The sequence below is a fragment of the Streptomyces yaizuensis genome, assembly GCF_034961445.1.
Taxonomy (GTDB): Bacteria; Actinomycetota; Actinomycetes; order Streptomycetales; family Streptomycetaceae; genus Streptomyces; species Streptomyces yaizuensis.
The window spans coordinates 59,582-76,512 of the sequence record NZ_BSBI01000020.1 but is presented as its reverse complement, the minus strand read 5'-3'; the positions used below and the strand labels follow the sequence as shown (position 1 = coordinate 76,512).

16 protein-coding genes and 1 pseudogene are annotated in these 16,931 nt (G+C 73.3%); 11 read left to right on the top strand and 6 right to left on the bottom strand.

The features are described 5' to 3' along the window. Positions 1-124: 124 nt before the first annotated feature. Positions 125-323 (bottom strand): annotated as a pseudogene (locus tag SYYSPA8_RS34470) (IS5/IS1182 family transposase); the annotation flags it as partial. Between the two features lie 265 nt (positions 324-588). Between SYYSPA8_RS34470 and SYYSPA8_RS34465 the strand changes: the two are divergent. Continuing rightward, on the top strand, positions 589-1,038 hold the full coding sequence (locus tag SYYSPA8_RS34465) for a hypothetical protein (RefSeq protein ID WP_323451381.1): 450 nt from the start codon (positions 589-591) through the stop codon (positions 1,036-1,038). Beyond that, complete coding sequence (locus SYYSPA8_RS34460; protein WP_323451380.1) at positions 1,038-1,475, top strand: hypothetical protein; 438 nt, start codon at positions 1,038-1,040, stop codon at positions 1,473-1,475. The genes SYYSPA8_RS34465 and SYYSPA8_RS34460 overlap by 1 nt, the downstream gene beginning before the upstream one ends. A gap of 69 nt (positions 1,476-1,544) precedes the next feature. On the opposite strand, the gene SYYSPA8_RS34455 is transcribed toward SYYSPA8_RS34460, so the two are convergent. The 5 genes from SYYSPA8_RS34455 to SYYSPA8_RS34435 form a co-directional block, all read right to left on the bottom strand. Continuing rightward, positions 1,545-2,084, bottom strand: a complete 540-nt coding sequence (locus SYYSPA8_RS34455; protein ID WP_323451379.1) for a hypothetical protein — start codon at positions 2,082-2,084, stop codon at positions 1,545-1,547. A 17-nt stretch (positions 2,085-2,101) separates the two neighbouring features. Then, positions 2,102-2,653 (bottom strand): hypothetical protein, encoded by a 552-nt coding sequence (locus SYYSPA8_RS34450; RefSeq protein ID WP_323451378.1) that lies wholly within the window; start codon positions 2,651-2,653, stop codon positions 2,102-2,104. 29 nt (positions 2,654-2,682) lie between these two features. Further along, on the bottom strand, positions 2,683-3,219 hold the full coding sequence (locus SYYSPA8_RS34445) for a hypothetical protein (RefSeq protein WP_323451377.1): 537 nt from the start codon (positions 3,217-3,219) through the stop codon (positions 2,683-2,685). Continuing rightward, positions 3,216-4,670 (bottom strand): ATP-binding protein, encoded by a 1,455-nt coding sequence (locus SYYSPA8_RS34440; protein WP_407706153.1) that lies wholly within the window; start codon positions 4,668-4,670, stop codon positions 3,216-3,218. The genes SYYSPA8_RS34445 and SYYSPA8_RS34440 overlap by 4 nt, the downstream gene beginning before the upstream one ends. A 62-nt stretch (positions 4,671-4,732) precedes the next feature. After that, positions 4,733-5,425, bottom strand: coding sequence for a response regulator transcription factor (locus tag SYYSPA8_RS34435; RefSeq protein ID WP_323451376.1), 693 nt, complete (start codon positions 5,423-5,425; stop codon positions 4,733-4,735). Between the two features lie 121 nt (positions 5,426-5,546). On the opposite strand from SYYSPA8_RS34435, the gene SYYSPA8_RS34430 reads away from it, so the two are divergent. From SYYSPA8_RS34430 to SYYSPA8_RS34390, 9 genes are all read left to right on the top strand, one after another. Then, entirely contained in the window at positions 5,547-6,200 is a 654-nt protein-coding gene (locus tag SYYSPA8_RS34430) for a hypothetical protein (protein WP_323451375.1), read from the top strand. Beyond that, the gene (locus tag SYYSPA8_RS34425; protein ID WP_323451374.1) at positions 6,201-7,268 is read left to right on the top strand and encodes a peptidoglycan-binding domain-containing protein; all 1,068 of its coding nucleotides are present in this window, start codon (positions 6,201-6,203) and stop codon (positions 7,266-7,268) included. 26 nt (positions 7,269-7,294) lie between these two features. Beyond that, on the top strand, positions 7,295-8,059 hold the full coding sequence (locus tag SYYSPA8_RS34420) for an ABC transporter ATP-binding protein (protein ID WP_323451373.1): 765 nt from the start codon (positions 7,295-7,297) through the stop codon (positions 8,057-8,059). Continuing rightward, the gene (locus tag SYYSPA8_RS34415; protein ID WP_323451372.1) at positions 8,056-9,270 is read left to right on the top strand and encodes an ABC transporter permease; all 1,215 of its coding nucleotides are present in this window, start codon (positions 8,056-8,058) and stop codon (positions 9,268-9,270) included. The genes SYYSPA8_RS34420 and SYYSPA8_RS34415 overlap by 4 nt, the downstream gene beginning before the upstream one ends. Before the next feature lie 468 nt (positions 9,271-9,738). Beyond that, positions 9,739-10,713: an NADPH:quinone reductase gene (locus tag SYYSPA8_RS34410; RefSeq protein ID WP_323451371.1), complete on the top strand. Its 975-nt coding sequence runs from the start codon at positions 9,739-9,741 to the stop codon at positions 10,711-10,713. Between the two features lie 177 nt (positions 10,714-10,890). Then, a complete protein-coding gene (locus SYYSPA8_RS34405) occupies positions 10,891-11,433 on the top strand; it encodes an SRPBCC family protein (protein ID WP_323451370.1) in 543 nt (180 codons plus the stop codon). A 120-nt stretch (positions 11,434-11,553) separates the two neighbouring features. Beyond that, the gene (locus SYYSPA8_RS34400; protein WP_323451369.1) at positions 11,554-13,203 is read left to right on the top strand and encodes a class I adenylate-forming enzyme family protein; all 1,650 of its coding nucleotides are present in this window, start codon (positions 11,554-11,556) and stop codon (positions 13,201-13,203) included. Positions 13,204-13,281: 78 nt separating this feature from the next. Next, positions 13,282-15,252, top strand: a complete 1,971-nt coding sequence (locus SYYSPA8_RS34395; RefSeq protein WP_323451368.1) for an FAD/NAD(P)-binding protein — start codon at positions 13,282-13,284, stop codon at positions 15,250-15,252. Beyond that, positions 15,249-16,922 carry a lyase family protein gene (locus tag SYYSPA8_RS34390; protein ID WP_323451367.1) on the top strand — a complete coding sequence of 558 codons (1,674 nt, stop codon included), beginning with the start codon at positions 15,249-15,251 and terminating at the stop codon, positions 16,920-16,922. The genes SYYSPA8_RS34395 and SYYSPA8_RS34390 overlap by 4 nt, the downstream gene beginning before the upstream one ends. Positions 16,923-16,931: the final 9 nt, after the last annotated feature.

The window sequence follows — 16,931 nt, the reverse complement described above, 5'->3', positions numbered from 1 at the left end:
TCCCTCTGGTGGTCGCCCGAGTCGGCTCCTGGTTTGTACACGGCCGGCCGGTCTTCCTGTCCCGCCGCCCATCCCGAACCGCCGTGCCCACGTTTGATCGAGTACAGCCGCGACGCCGGGCGAAGGCCAGGGGGCGGCACCGGCCGCCCGCGGCGAGGTGGACCTTCGTGGTCAGCCGGCCGCGGGAGCGTCCGATGGCGTGGTCGGCCGGCTCGCCTGCCGGGCCCCTTTTTGCGGGCCCCGGCGGCGTGCTGGTGGGCGCGGACGATCGTGGAGTCCACCGAGACGGCCCAGTCCAGGGCCTCGTCGGCATCCGCCTGCGCCGTGGTGAACGGTGGTGGGCAGCCGGGCTCGGCAGGAGGCACGCGCAGGTGTCACAGTCTCGCTTCAAGAGCTGTGACCTGACGACAGGATGATGTCGTGCTCCGAGCCCCGTGCAGCACAATGCCGCAGGGCAATTGGACACTGATCGCATCAGGGGGGCTCATGGGGGAGCGGCGTGGATCCGCATGGTTTTCGTGGGAGGCCGTCAAGGTCTTCGGATTCTTCGGAGCGATCTGGCTCGTGGGTTTCATAGGGTCCAGCTGTGTGGGACTCGCGGCCGTGGGCGTGCTCGATCTGGGCATGGTGCCGACAGCGAAGGGCGGGACCCTTGCGGAGGGACCCGGGAGCGGCTGGTACACCGCCGCCGGTTGGATCGGTGGAATCTGGGTTCTGTACCTCGGGATGTTTGTCGTCTTCAGCGTGAAGTCGCGCGAGCCGCATTCCCCGGTGATCGTGCTGGTGCTGCTGACCCATATGCCTGCGGCCTCGGTTCTCAGTGTGGCCGTCCTGTGGCAGGTGGACGAAGCCGGCCGGCACCGGGACAGCGCCTGGGTCTTCATCGTCGTGGGTCTGGTGATCCCGACACTGCTGTGGCTGATGAACCGGGCGGGGTGGCGCGGCGAACTGGCACGCCGAGCCGCCCGAGCCACCGCATCCCGTCCTGCACGCCCACCCCACCCGAACCCGCACGTTCACGAGGAGACCAGTCGCTGATGATCTCTTTCCGCCGTACGGGCGTGCTCGTCGTCATCGTGATGGCGACGGTGGCCGGGTACACGGACTCGGATCGACCCGCTCCTGGTTCGTCATCCACGCCGTCGCCATCAGCCGTGGCACTGACTTCACCGGAACTCCGGCCCGGACACCGCACGATCGCCTCGGGAGGGCCCCGTCGCGGCGACTGGGACCTCGGTTCGGTCCAGCTCGGCAAAGGCGTCTCCTGGGTGAACGTCAATTGTGTCGCGGACACCGGCACCGGCCGGATCGAACTGTCCGTCGACACCGTCGGGGAATTCACCATCGACTGCCCCAGCACCGAGGCCCGCATCAGCGTCAACCAACTCGACCTGTCGGAAGGCCGCAAGGGGCGTTTCCACATCGAGGCGGCGGACAGCGTCCGATGGATGGCCAACATCCAGGTCCCGGACTGACGGGATCAGAACCGCCGGGCCTTGTCGCCCTGCCTGGTGCGGGTGGTATCGGATTCCGCGGCCGCGTCCTCACTTCAGGAAGTCCGAGCACACATAGGGCTCCCGCTCCTCCCACCTTCCCGCCACCCGGACCGGGACGTCGTCCATCCGCCGCGTCTCGTCGCCGTCCGCCAGGATCCGGCCCCGGGCGATGCTGCACACCAGCTGGCCCATCAGGTTGCGGCCCTCCACCGACGAGGGGTCGATCATGTGGGCCGGGAAGCGTATCGAGAGGTTCTTCCAGTCGGGTGTGTACGCGTAGGGGCCCTGCGGCACCAGCGTCGTGAGGCCGGTCGCGCGTTCCGTTTCCGATGGGCCGTCGCCGAGGAGTTCGATCACATCGCCGGGGTCCTTCAGCTCGGACGGGTCGATGTCGGGGCGGGGGACCGGCTTCAGGCGGCCCGTGTGGGAGACGAAGTAGAGGCGCATGCCCTGGGTCAGGCCGCCCGCCGGGTCGCCGCCGTCCAGGACGCCCGTCGGGGGGACGCCGCAGCCGGTGGTGAGCAGCGCGGCCGCCAGGCCGGTCAGGGCGGTCCGCGGGGTCCGGGGGGTCCGGCGGGCGGGTGGCATCGGGTGGTCTCCAGGGGTCACTTCAGGAAGTCGGAGCACACGTACGACGTGAACTCGCGGTCCAGCGCGGCCACCCGGACCGGGATGTCGTCCGTGCGCCGTGTCCCGTCCTCCTCCGCGACGGCCTGGCCGCGGGCGATGCTGCACACCAGCTGGCCCATCAGGTTCCGGTCGTCGACCGACGAGGGGTCGAGTGCCTCGTACGGGATGATCACGGAGACCCGGCCCTCCTTGTCCGTCTCCGCGTAGGTGCGGCCCGGGACCTCCGAGGTCAGGCCGGCCGCGCGTTCCGCGTCGGACATGCCGCCGCCGAGGAGTTTGATGACACCGGCGGGGTCACCGGCCTTGGACGGCTCGATGTCGGGGCGGGGGACCGCCTCCAGGCGGCCGGTGGGGGAGACGAAGTACAGGCGCATGCCCTTGGTGAGGCCGCCGGCCGGGTCGCCGCCGTCCAGGACGCCCGTGGGGCGCACGCCGCAGCCGGTCGCGAGCAGCAGCGCCGCCAGGGTGATCATTACCGCCCGGCCCCCTTCGGGGGTGGGCCGCCGGGGTGTTCGCAGCGTGGACACCGCCCCCGCCTTTCTTCTCCGTGGAGTCGTCATTTCAGGAAGTCCGAGCACACGTACGACGTGGTCGGCGCGTCCCGCGCGCCCACCCGGACCGGGAAGTCGTCGGTGCGCCGGGTGTCGTCGTCGTCCGCCACGGCCAGCGCCCGGGCGACGCTGCACACCACCTGGCCCATCGTGTTCCGGTCCCGCACCGACGAGGGGTCGAAGGGTGTGGTCGGGAAGAACGCCGAGGGGATGTCCTCGTCGGTGGAGGTCGCGAACCCCTGTGTTTTCAGCAGGGTGGTGAGCCCGGCCGCGCGTTCCTCTTCCGTCGGGCCCTCCATGAGGAGGCCGATGACGTCGCCGGGTATGCGCAGCCCGGACGGGTCGATGCCGGGGCGTGGGACCGCCTTCAGACGGCCGGTGGGGGAGATGAAGTACAGGCGCATGCCCTGGGTGAGGCCGCCGGCCGGGTCGCCGCCGTCCAGGACGCCCGTCGGGGGCACCCCGCAGCCGGTGGTGAGCAGCACCGACGCGAGTCCGGCCAGTGCGGTCCGGTGCACGGAGGACGGAAGTGCCGAGGTCACGGGGACTCCTCGGGGGTGAGCCGCCAGGGCATCCGCAGCGTGAACACCGCCCCGCCCCCGGCCCTGTTGGCCGCCTCGATGGTGCCGCCGTGCAGGCGCGCGTTCTCCAGGGCGATGGCCGTGCCGAGGCCGCTGCCCTCCGAGCGGGTGCGGGCGCTGTCCGCCTTGTAGAAGCGGTCGAAGACATGGGCGAGGGCCTCCGGCGGCAGCCCGGCGCCCTCGTCGGTGACCTCGGCGGTGATCCAGTCGCCCTCCGGGTCGGTGCTCACGGTGAGCGTCACCGGTTCGGCGCCGTGGCGCAGCGCGTTGCCGACGAGGTTGGCGACGATCACGTCCAGGCGGCGCCGGTCGACCAGGGCCCGTACGCCGCAGGGCAGGTCCGTTGCGACCCGGTCGGTCCAGCCGCGCAGGGAGAGCGTGGCGCGGACGGACTCCGCGAGGTCGGTGTCGGTGAGGTTGAGGCGGGCCGCTCCCGAGTCGAAGCGGGACATCTCCATCAGGTCGTCCACGAGCCGGGAGAGCCGGGCGGTCTCGTCGCTGACCGTGCGGGCCGCGTGGGCCGCGTCCGGGGGGAGGGTCGCCGCGTCCTCGTCCAGGACGGTGGCGACCATCGTCATCGCGGCGAGCGGGGTGCGCAGCTCGTGCGACACATCGGCGACGAATCGTTTCGCCCGTACGTCCTGTTCGCGCAGCTCGGTCACGGACGCCTCCAGGGCCTGCGCCGTCTCGTTGAAGTCGTGGGCGAGGGAGGCGAGTTCGTCGCTGCCCCGGACCCGGACCCGGGACGTGAGGTCGCCGGCGGCGTGCTGCCGGGTGGCCCGCCCCAGTTCGCGGACGGGGCGGAGCACGGTGCCCGCCGCGAGGAGCGCGAGGAGGGCGGCGAGCAGGACCACCGGGACGATCGCGTTGCGTGCCGCGTAGAGCAGGCCCGCCGTGTGCTCGCGCTCCGCCCGCAGCGAGGTGATGGCGAAGACGTCGAGGCCGGAGGGCGCCCCCGAGTCAAAGGTGACCGGGGTGCCCACGACCAGGTAGGGGTTCTCCTCCAGATCGACCCGCTGGAAGCTCATGCGGTTGTACTTGCGCACCGCGTCCCGCAGCGCGGGAGTGATCCGGGTGCGGTCGGCGGACGCGTCGGACGACGCCGTGAGCGAGCGGTACCGGGCCACGACCAGGGCGTCGTCGCCGAGGCCGTCCGCGATGCCGGTCGCGAAGCGGTTGAGGGAGGCCTCGTCGGCGGGGACGTCGAAGTCGGCGGCGGCCTGGTCGACCCGGTTGGTGAAGTCGGTCAGTACCGCGTCCTGCTTGCGTTCCAGGACGGCCGTGCGGGACTCGCGGTAGGCGAGCGCGGACGTGGTCACCGCGCTGACCAGGGCGACCAGGACGAAGGCCACGACGAGCCGGGTGCGCAGCCCGCCGAACCACCGGCGCACGCGCAGCCGGGGGCGGCGCAGCCGGGGCCGGCTCACGCGGGGCCGGCGCACGAGGGGGCGGCGCACGCGGGGTCGGCGCACGCTCACACCGGCCCGAAGCGGTAGCCGAAGCCCCGTACCGTCTGGATGTACCGCGGCCGCGCCGGGATGTCCTCGATCTTGGAGCGCAGCCTGCCGACCGCCGCGTCCACGAGCCGCGAGTCCCCGAGGAAGTCGTGCTCCCACACGGACTGGAGCAGCTGCTCGCGGCTGAACACGCGCGCCGGGGAGGCGGAGAGTTCGAGCAGGAGCCGCAGCTCGGTGGGGGGCAGGGCGATCGGGATGCCGCGCTTGGTGACGGTGAGACCGGCCCGGTCCAGGACCAGGCCCGCGTGGTCCTCGCCCCGCGCCGGGTGGGCGGACGGTTCGGCCCGCCGCAGCGCCGCCCGGATCCTGGCCTCCAGGACCGGCGCGGTCACCGGCTTGACCACGTAGTCGTCGGCGCCCGCCTCCAGGCCGCCCACGATGTCGCTGTCGTCGCCGCGCGCGGTCAGCATGATCACGGGCAGGGTGGAGCCGGTGGCGCGCAGCCGGCGGCAGACCTCGAAGCCGTCGATGCCGGGCAGCATCAGGTCGAGCACGGCGATCTCGACGGATCCGCCCACCGGTCCCGCCAGCAGCGCGAGGGCCTCCTCGCCGGTGGCGGCCGTGTGCACGTCGTAGCCGTGCCGCCGCAGCACCAGCTCCATGCCGTCGCGCACCGACACGTCGTCCTCGATCAGCAGTACGTGGGCCATGGAGCAGATTATGCGTGAGTGTTTCGGCTGATCATCCCCGGTGGCGGAGATCCCGGGCATTGTTACGCGCTCATCATGCGGTGGTGGAAAAGTCACCATCTGGGGGGTCGACGGTGAGTGCATGACTCTTCACACCACCGCCCGCCGCGCCGCGCGGCTGCGGCTCGCCGCCCTCGTCGCCGTGCCCCTGCTCGCGTTCTCCGCCGCCTGCGGGGACGGCGAGGGCGCCCGCGCGGACCGGAGCGACGAGGTCGCCTCCGTACCCGACGATTCGCCACGGACCGAAGCGCCGGCCAAGGACAGCGGGGGCGCGCGGGAGCCGGCCGCCGGCGGCAAGGGCGCCTTCCACGACGCCCAGATGACGTACGTCCGCTGCATGCGCACCAAGGGCGGTGTGAAGGACTTCCCCGACCCCAAGCTCAGCGGCCATCTCGACCAGGCGAGGATCGGGGAGATCATCGACCCGAAGAACGGCGGCGTCGAGTACAAGGGCGGCAAGGACGGCGTCTGCTTCCCCGAGATGGAGAAGGCGATGAACCTGGCGCCGAAGCGCGATGTGCAGAAGGACTACGAGTCCCTGCTCGCCCACGCGAAGTGCATGCGCGACAACGGCGTCTCCAAGTTCACCAACCCCACCATGTCCGGCGGAAACGTCATCCCCGGCGGCGACCCCAGCCCCGGGAGCCCGGCCCTCGACCCGAACGCGCCCGCGTACCAGCAGGCCGAGAAGGCCTGCGCGAGCAAGCTCCTCGACGGTCTGGACGGGATGCAGTAGATGAAGCGGGGTACGGGATTCCTGGCCGCCGCCGCCCTGGTGGCCGCCGCAGCGGTGGGCGCGGGCGCCCTCGTGTACGGCGACGGGGGCACCGGCGGCGGCGACGGCCGGGGCGAGGGGCCGCCCGCCACCACCACGATCACCCGGGCCGACCTCGTCCAGTCCGAGACGGTCGACGGGAAGATCGACTTCTCGCAGCGCCGGGCGGTGAAGTCGGCGGTCGCCGGCACGGTGACGGTCGCCCCCCGCGAGGGCGCCACCGTCACGCGCGGCCAGGCCCTCTACGAGCTGAACGACAAACCGGTCTCCCTGCTGTACGGGCCGGTACCGGCCTTCCGCGAGATGAAGGACGGCGCCCGGGGCAGCGACGTGCTCCAGCTGGAGCGCAACCTCGTCGCCCTCGGTTACGGGCGCGGCCTCTACGTCGACCCCTTCTACGACGCGGCGACGGAAGCCGCCGTCCAGCAGTGGCAGAAGTCCCTCAACCGCACCCCCAGCGGCAGGGTCGGCCAGGGCGACGTCGTCTTCCAGCCCGAGGAGGTCAACGTCGTCCGCGCGGACGCGGCCCTCGCCGACCAGGTCGGCCCCGACACCGCCGTCCTCACCGTCGCCTCCACCAAGCCCGTCGTCCGCGCCGAACTGGAACTGGCCGACGCGCCGCTCACCGCGCGGGGCACCCGGGTCGAGGTGACCCTGCCCAGCGGGAAGACCAAGCGGGGCCGGGTCACGGGAACAGTCCGCCCCGAGGGCGCGGACGACGCCGCGGCCCAGGACAGCATCATCGTCGAGGTCACCCTGGAGGGCGGCGCGTCGGCCGTGTCCGGCGAGGACACCCGCGCCTCGGCGAGCGTGAAGTTCGTCAGCGAGAGCCGCAGGGGCGTCCTCACCGTCCCCGTGGAGGCCATCGTCGCCCTGCGTGGCGCCGACGGCGGCTACGGCCTCCAGGTGGTCGACGGCACCACGACCCGGATGGTGCGCGTCGGGACCGGGATGACGGCCGACGGCCGCATCGAGGTCAGCGGCCCGCAGCTCAAGGAGGGCCTGACGGTCGGGATGGCCACCGAATGACAGGCCACCGAATGACAGGCCACGGAATGACGACTCCCGCGCCCCCTGCCGTTGTCGAACTGCGGGACGTCGGCAAGTCCTACCCCGGCGGCGTCCACGCCCTGCGTGGGGTCAGCCTCACCGTCGGCGCGGGCGAACTGCTCGCCGTCGTCGGCCCCTCCGGCTCCGGCAAGTCGACCGTGCTCAACGTCATCGGCACCCTCGACGGCCCCACGACCGGCACCGTCCGCGTGGCCGGACACGACGTGGGCCGGCTCTCCGACGCCCAGCTGTCCGCGCTCCGCGCCCGCCACATCGGCTTCGTCTTCCAGCACTTCCACCTCGCGGCGGGCCGCGACGCCGTCGACAACGTCGCCGACGGACTCCTGTACGCGGGCGTCCCCCGCAAGGAGCGCCGGGCACGCGCCCGCGCCGCCCTGGAACGCGTCCGGCTCGGGCACCGCCTCGGCCACCGGCCCACCCAGCTCTCCGGCGGCGAGAAACAGCGCGTCGCCATCGCCCGCGCGCTCGTCGGCGAACCGGACCTGCTGCTCGCGGACGAGCCGACCGGCGCCCTGGACACCGCGTCCGGCGAGGTCGTGATGGAACTGCTCCACGAGCTGAACGCGGCCGGCACCACGATCTGCGTGATCACCCACGACAACGGGATCGCGGACTCGCTGCCGCGCCGGGTCCGCTTCCGGGACGGCGAGATCGTCTCCGACTCCCGTGCCCGGGCCGCTGTCCATGACGCTGTCCATGCCGCTGCCCGTGCCGCTGCCCGTGCCGCTCAGGAAGCGAGCGCCCCATGAATCCTTCTGACCGGAAGCGGGCGTCCCGGCTGCGGCCCTCCCGGCTGTCCGCCCGCGACATCCTCGGCCTCGGCGCCGTCGGCCTCGGCTCCCGCCGCGCCCGTGTCGTCCTGTCCGCCCTCGGCATCGCCATCGGGATCGCCACGATGGTCGCCGTCGTGGGCCTGTCCCAGTCCAGCAAGTCGGATCTGATGGCCCGCCTCGACCGCCTCGGCACGAACCTCCTCACCGTCGAGGCGGGCGAGGACCCCGCCGGCAACGCGGTGAAGCTGCCCGGATCGGCGGTGGCGATGGTCGAGCGCATCGGCCCCGTCCAGCACGCCACCGCGACCGCGAACGTCGACACCCGCATCCGCCGCAGCGACCTCGTCCCCGAGGAGCGGCCGGCGGGCGTCACCACCCAGGCGGCCCGCACCGACCTGCTGACCGCCCTCAACGCCGAAGTCGCCCGCGGGACCTGGCTGAACGCGGCCAGCGAGCGGCTGCCCGTCACCGTCCTCGGCTCACTCGCCGCCCGGCGCCTGGGCGTCACCGCACCCGGCGACAAGATCATGATGAACGACCGGTACGTCGTCGTGGTCGGCATCCTCCACCCCGTGGAGCTGTTCCCCACCCTGGACCGGGTCGCGATGATCGGCTTCCCGGCCGCCGAGAAGTACTTCGGCTCCGACGGCCGGCCCACGACCGTCTTCGAGCGTTCACCGGACGCGACGGTCGAGGACGTACGCGCCGTCCTGGCCCGCACGGTCAGCCCCGGCGCCGAACACTCCGTCAAGGTCTCCCGGCCCTCCGACGCGCTCGCGGCGAAGGCCGCCACCGACAAGGGACTGACCACCCTGATGCTCGGCCTGGGCGCGGTGGCCCTCCTCGTCGGCGGCGTCGGCGTCGCCAACACCATGGTCATCTCGGTCCTGGAACGCCGCCAGGAGATCGGCCTGCGGCGGGCGCTCGGCGCCACCAGGAACGCGATCCGGCTCCAGTTCCTCACGGAGTCCCTGCTGCTGTCCGCCCTCGGCGGGGCGGCGGGCGCCGTCCTCGGCGCGGCCGCGACCTTCGGCTTCTCCGCCGCACAGGGCTGGAGTCCCGTCGTCCCGCCGTGGTCCGTCGCGGCCGGCTTCGGGGCGACGCTGGTCATCGGCGTACTGGCGGGCCTCTATCCGGCGGTACGGGCCTCCCGCCTGCACCCGACGGTCGCCCTCGGCGCCGCATGACGTAGCGTCCGGGACGGGCACGGCATCGCGCCGCGCACCCGGCACGCCACTGAGGAGGGCCGGCGTTGGGGCGCCGGTCGGCGGCCCCCGGGGCCGTGGGCTTCGTGTCCCACGGCCCCGGGGGACCGCATACCGCTGACGGGGGACCGGTCACTGACCGGTGTCCCCGCGTCGGGGTACGGGCGGCACACAGCGCGGACGAACCGCACCGGGGGCATCGGTGTGCGCCCGCCCGTACCCCGTCTTCCTCCGGGCCGCTCCCGTACGGGAACGGCCCGGACATCTTCATCGGCCGGACACGCCCACCGGCCGCCGGTGATCACCATCCCGACCCTGACACCCGCGACGACAGGGCCGGGAACGGGGTTTGTCAGGTAGCGCGGCCCCGGCGGCGCAACCCGGGCCGAGGTGACACAGTCCCCGCCCACCGGGGCGCGACGAGCCCCGTGGCGCCCGGAGTATCGAGCCATGCGTGCCGCCTACCTAGAACAGTTCGGTCCGCCGGATGTGATCCGGTACGGCGAGCTGCCGGATCCGGAACCAGGGCCGAACGACGTCCTCGTGGATGTCGCCGTCGCCGCCGTCAACCATGTGGACACCTTCGTCCGCTCGGGTGCCTGGCGCACCCCCGTACCCCTCCCCTTCGTCGTCGGACGCGACCTCGCCGGGACCGTCGCCGCCGCCGGGCCCGGGGCCGTGGGCTTCGCCCCGGGGGACCGGGTGTGGTGCAACAGCCTCGGCTACGCGGGCCGCCAGGGCGCCGCCGCCGAACGGGCGGTCGTCCCGGCGGACCGGCTCTACCGGCTGCCCGACGGCGTCGACCCGGCCGACGCGGCCGCCGTGGCCCACCCGGCGGCGACGGCCCATCTCGCGCTCTTCGTCCACGGCCGGCTGCGGGCGGGGGAGACCGTCGTCGTTCTCGGCGCCGGCGGCAACGTCGGCAGCGCCCTGGTGCTGATGGCCGCGCGGGCCGGGGCCCGGGTCGTCGCCGTCGCCCACCCACGGGACACGGACCGGCTGGTGGCGCTCGGAGCGGCGCACACGGTCGACTACCGCGCCGACGGCCTCACGGAACGGCTCCGCGAACTGGCGCCCGACGGCGTCGACCTCTTCCTGGACACCTCCGCCCGCAACGACCTGGAGAGCGCCGTGGACCTGCTGGCCCGGCGGGCCCGGATCGTCCTGCTCGCGGGGCTCCACACCCGGCCGGTGCTCCCGGCGGGCAAGCTGTATGTGAAGGACTGCTCGCTCGTCGGCTTCGCCATCTCGCAGGCCACCGGCGACGAACTCGCGGGCGCCGCCCGGGGGCTGAACCGGCTCCTGGCCGACGGCTCGCTGCGGCCCCGGCGCATCGAGCCGATGCCGCTGCGGGCGGCGGCCGAGGCCCACCGGCTGGTGGAGGAGGGCAAGGTGGCCGGGAAGGTGGTCCTCCACACCGGCTGAGGCCCGGGGCCTCCGGGGAAACGGCGTCCGGGGCCTCCGGGAAACGGCGTCCGGGCGCGGGGCCGACGCGGCTCCCGGGTACGGGCCCGGGGCCGGATCCGGCGCCCTCCCTTGGACCTGACCAACCCTCCGCCGAGCGTTGGCCGCCCCGCGAAGCCCACTGCGAGGCTGTTCCGCATGACTTCCATCATTGACAATTCCCCCCTCTTCGAACTGCGCGCCGACATTACTGTCGAAGCCACCCCCGAAGAGGTCTACGCCGTGGTCAGCGATCTCCCGCGCAGCGGCGAGTGGAGCCCGGAGTGCCAGGGCGGGGAATGGATCTCCGGAAAGCCGTCCGAGGTGGGATCGGTATTCCGCGGGGAGAATCTGCGGAGCGAGGAAGTAGTGGGCTGGGCGCCGCTGATCCGCGGCATCTGGTACACCGAGTGCCGTATCACCGCGGCCGAGCCCGGCCGTACGTTCCAGTGGATGATGCTCACCCACGCGGGCGCCGACCAGGAGAGCATCTGGGGCTTCGACCTGGCCCCCGCCGCCGGCGGCGGCTCCGTGCTCACCCACCACTTCCGGATGGGGAAGGCCACCGCCGGAATCCATCACATCGTCGCGGACCTCGACGAGGAGGGGCGCGCGCGATTCGTCAAGGAATGGGACGCGAAGCTGGCCCAGGACCTCGACGCAACTCTTCAGCGCATCAAGGGAATCATCGAGAATTCTTGACCGTCCGGGCCGCCGTACCCATGGCGTAGCCGTCCCCGCCCATCGGTGATGGGCCGGGGCGGGCCGGCCGGAATTCTCTGACCCCGGCCGGCGACCGACATTTTCACGAGGGGACGTGCAATGCTGCTCCAGCGCATCGGAAACAAGGGCATCCGCCTGGGGACACTCTTCGACAGGGCCGCCGAGAAGCACCCCGCGGGCCCGCTGATACTCGACCACGACCTGGACATCGCGCCGGAGCTGGGCCGCCGTCTCACACTGACCGAAGTGGCCGAGCTGGTCGCCGACTTCGCCGACCGGCTGTGGGCCGCCGGGGTCCGCGCCGGGGAGCGCGTCGTCGTCCACAAGACCAACTGCTTCGACATCACCCTGCTGGCCTGCTCGGTCGCCCGGCTCGGCGCCATCCCCGTCCTGCTGTCGCCGAAGCTGGACGGCGAGACGGTCGCGGAGCTGCTGCGCCGGGTCGACATGCCGTTCCTCGTCACCGACCAGGCGAAGCTGGACCACGACCTCCCGGAGGAGGTCGCCAAGCTGACCCGGAAGCTGCTGCTGACCACCGGCACCCACCGCGACGGCATCGAGCTGGCCGCCTTCAAGGGCTCGCCCCGGGTCGCGCCGGCCGTGGTCTCCCCCGACCACCCCACGCTGATCACCCACACCTCGGGCACCACCGGCATCCCCAAGCTGGCCGTGCACACCGGGCGGACCTTCCAGGCCCGCTACCGGCCCCAGGGCACCGTCGCCAAGCTGGTCCAGCCGGGCGAACCGGTCGCCATCCATGTCTCGTTCGTCCACTCGCGGATCTTCACCGCGCTGCCGATCTCGATCCTCCAGGGCCATCCGGTGATCCTGCTGAAGGAGGACGACCCGGAGGTCGTGGGCGAGCTGTTCACGCAGGTCCCGCCCGGTCTGATCGAGGCGCACCCCAATACGTTCATGCGCTGGGAGGAGCTGGTCGACGACCCGCGCGGCCCCCTCGCCAAGGTGAAGTACTTCAGCTCCACCTTCGACGCCATCCACCCCCGTACCGTGCACCGGCTGCTCGGGGCCTCGCACCGCAAGGGCAAGGTCTTCATCCAGATGTACGGACAGAGCGAGGTCGGCCCGATCGCCGGCCGCACCTACACCCACAAGCGGGGCGCGGACGCCGAGGGCCGCTGCGTCGGGCGGCCGTTCCCCGGGATGACCGGCGTCCGGGTGGTCAGCCGCGACGGGAACACGCCCACCAAGGCCACGCCCGGCTTCATCGAGGTCCGCAGCGACGGCCGGATCGTCACCTACCTCGGCGAGCACCCGCGCTGGGAGAAGCAGGTCAACGACGGCTGGTGGCGGATGGGGGACGTCGGCTACCGCACCAAGTGGGGCTGTCTGCACCTGCTGGACCGCGAGGTGGACGAGATCCCCGGCATCGACAGCACCCTGGAGATCGAGGACAAGCTCTTCGGCCGGCTGCCGGAGCTGACCGAGGCGATCATCGTGCCGGGCCCGGACGGACGGGCGGTGCCGGTGATCTCCACCAAGGACGACCTGCCCGTCGACCCGATCGCCTGGCGCACCGCCGTCGCGGACCTGCCGAAGCTGGCCGAGCCGGTGCTGTACCGGATCGCGGACCTGCCGCAGACCGCCACCACGAAGATCAAGCGGCTGGAGCTGATCCGGCAGCTGGAGCAGCGGGCCGCCGGCACGGGAGCGGGGACCGCGGACACCCCTTCCGAGGCCGCCTCCGAAGCCACTCCCGCCCCCGCCTCCGAAGCCGTCGAGCAGGGCTGACCCGGTACGAGGGGCACGCCCGAGCGGGGCGTGCCCTTCCCCGCCACCAACGGAATTCCTCAGAAACGGACTGACTTGATGAGCAGCCACGTCGAGATCGGAATCGTCGGAGTCGGCCCGCGCGGACTCTCCGTCCTGGAGCGGATCTGCGCCAACGAGCGGGTGTCACCCTCGTACACGTCGGTGACCGTCCATGTGGTGGACCCCTCGGGACCCGGCGCCGGAACCGTCTGGCGCACCGAGCAGTCGCGCCATCTGCTGATGAACACGGTGGCGTCGCAGATCACCGTCTTCACCGACGACAGCACCACCATCGAAGGGCCGGTGGAACCCGGCCCCACCCTCCACGAATGGGCCCTCGACCTGGTCACGCTGGGCGAGGCCGCCGGAGTCGCGGCCGACGTGCTGGACGAGGCCGGCCGGCTCGGCCCCGACACCTACCCCACCCGGGCCTTCTACGGCGCCTACCTGGGCGACTGCTTCCAGCGGGTCGTCGCCACCGCGCCCGCGCACATCACGGTCGTCACCCACCGCTCCCGTGCGGTCGCCATCGCCGACACCCACGGCGTGCCCGGCGGCCCGCAGGGGCTGCGCCTGGAGAACGGCACCCGGCTCAACCGGCTGGACGCGATCGTCCTCTCGCAGGGCCATGTCCCGACCCGGCCCACGGTCCGCGAGGAGCGGGCCGCGAGCCTCGCCCGGATCCACCATCTGACCTATGTGACCCCCACCAACCCCGCCGATCTCGACCTGAGCGCCGTCGAGGCCGGCCGGCCGGTGCTGCTGCGCGGCCTCGGGCTCTGCTTCTTCGACTACATGGCCCTCTTCACCGCCGGCCGGGGCGGCACCTTCGTCCGCGACGACGACGGGCGGCTCGGGTACCGGGCCTCGGGCCGGGAGCCGAAGATGTACGCGTTCTCCCGGCGCGGCGTCCCCTACCAGGCACGCGGCGAGAACGAGAAGGGCGCGTCCGGACGGTACTTCCCCCGGCTGCTGACCCCGGCGAAGGTCGCCGAGCTGCGCGCCCGCCACCACGGCACCCACTTCGGCCGGGAGCTGTGGCCGCTGATCCGCCGCGAGGTGGAGAGCGTCTACTACGCCACCCTGCTGACCGCGCGCGGCCGCGAGGCGGAGCGGGACAAGTTCACCGACGCCTATCTGGCGCTGGGCGACGACGGCGGGGCGGGCGCGCTGCTGGACGCGGCGGGCATCGAGCACGCGGCCCGCTGGGACTGGGAGCGGATCTCCAAGCCGTGCGCCGGGGAGGAGTTCGCCGACCGGGACGCCTTCAGGAGCTGGCTCCTCGGCTATCTCGAACAGGACGTGCGGGAGGCGCGGGCGGGCAATGTCAGCGGCCCGGTCAAAGCCGCGCTCGACGTCCTGCGGGACCTGCGCAACGAGGTGCGGCTCGCCGTCGACCACAGCGGTCTCGACGGCGACTCCCACCGCGACGACCTGGAGGGCTGGTACACGCCGCTGAACGCCTTCCTCTCCATCGGGCCGCCCGCCTCCCGCGTGGAGGAGATGATCGCGCTGATCCGGGCCGGTCTGCTGGAGGTCATGGGCCCGGGGACGACGGTACGGCTGAACACGGCCGGCCCCGAGTTCGTCGCCTCGTCGACGCAGGTGCCGGGGGAGCCGGTGCGGGCGAGGGCGCTGATCGAGGCCCGGCTGCCGGAGCCCGACCTGCGGCGGACCGACGACCCGCTGCTGCGGCACCTCCTCAACACGGACCAGGCCCTGCCGTACCGGATCCCCAGCGCGCACGGGCCCGCGTTCGAGACCGGCGGGCTCGCCGTCACCGAACGGCCCTACCGGCTGCTCGACGGGCGGGGACAGGCGCATCCGCGCCGCTTCGCGTACGGCGTGCCGACCGAGTCGGTGCACTGGGTGACGGCGGCGGGGATCAGGCCGGGCGTGGACTCGGTGACCGTCGGCGACTCCGACGCGATCGCCCGCGCGGTGCTGGCGCTGCCGCCGGTCGCGAACGTACCGGCGGAGGTCCGGCCGGACCTGGCCGAGTTCGAGCTGGACGGGGTGATCGTATGACCGGGCGGATCGCGGCGGGAACGAATGGCGCGTGGGCGCCGGGGACTCGGGCGGCCGGTGCCGGGGCACGGGGGACCGGGGTGGCCGGTGCCGGTGCCGGTGCCGGTGCCGGGGACTCGGGGACCTGGGCGGCCGCTGGGACGGCGGCCGGTGCCGGGGCGAAGGGGCCGGACAGGACCCAGGCGGGCGACGGGACAGCGGCCGGGGCGGTCGGCACCGCGACGCCGGGGACCCTGGCCGCCGCGGCCGGCGTGTGCGCCGATACCGGGCTGCTGTCGCCCGTCCGGGCCGGCACCCCCGTCGAGGCCGCCACCGACGACCACGCCTGGATCCAGGCCATGCTGGACGCGGAGGCGGCCCTCGCCCGGGCCCAGGCCCGGCTCGGCGCCCTGCCCAAGGAGGCCGCCGACGCCATCACCGCGGCCGCGCACGCCGGCCTCCTCGACGCCCGCGCCCTCGCCCTGGCCTCCCGGGAGACCGCCAATCCGGTCGTCGGGCTGATCGCCGCCTTCACCGAGGTCGTCGCCGCCCGCGACCCGGCGGCCGTCGACCACATCCACCGGGGCTCCACCAGCCAGGACATCCTCGACACCGGTACCATGCTGGTCGCCGCGCGGGCCCTGGCCATCCTCCGCGCCGACCTGCTGCGGATCGCGGACGCCCTCGGCGGGCTCGCCCACCGCCACCGCGACACCACCATGGCGGGCCGCACCCTCGCGCTCCAGGCCGTGCCCACCACCTTCGGCCTCAAGGCCGCCGGCTGGCGCGACCTGGTCCTCGACGCCGAGGCGCGCGTCGCACGGCTGCTCCACGGCGGCCTGCCGGTGTCCCTCGGCGGCGCCGCCGGGACCCTCGCGGGCTATCTGGAGTACGCGGTCGTCGACGGCGCCACCGCCGAGGACGACCCCGACGCCGCCGGGCACTACCTCGACCGGCTCGCCGAGGCGTTCGCCGCCGAGACCGCGCTCGCCGTCCCCCGGCTGCCCTGGCACGCCCTGCGCACGCCCGTCGCCGACCTCGCCGCCGTCCTCGCGTTCACCGCGGGCGCCCTCGGCAAGATCGCCGTCGATGTGCAGTCGCTCGCCAGGACCGAGGTCGGCGAGGTCGCCGAACCCGGCCCCGAGGGGCGCGGCGGCTCCTCCGCCATGCCCCACAAGCGCAACCCGGTCCTCTCCACCCTGATCCGCTCCGCCGCCCTCCAGGTCCCCGTCCTCGCCGCCGGGCTCACCCAGTGCATGCTGGCCGAGGACGAGCGCTCCGCCGGGGCCTGGCACGCCGAGTGGTCCTTCCTCCGGGAGGCCCTGCGGCTCACCGGCGGCGCCGCGCACACCGCCGTCGAACTGGCCACGGGGCTCTCGGTGCACGCCGACCGGATGCGCGACAACCTCGCCTTCACCGGCGGCCAGGTCGTCACCGAACGCCTCGCCGCCCACCTCGCGCCCTCCCTCGGCAAGGCCGCCGCCAAACAGCTGCTGTCGCGCTGCTCGGCCAAGGCGGTCGCCTCCGGGCGGCCCCTCCCCGAAGTCCTGGTCACCCAGGAGGAGATCGCCGGCCGCTGGAGCCGGGACGAACTGGCCGACCTCTGCGACCCCGACAACTACACCGGTGGCGCGGCGCCGCTGGTCGACCGCGCCCTCCTGCGCACTCCGGTACGGGGACACACGCCCTGACCGCCACCG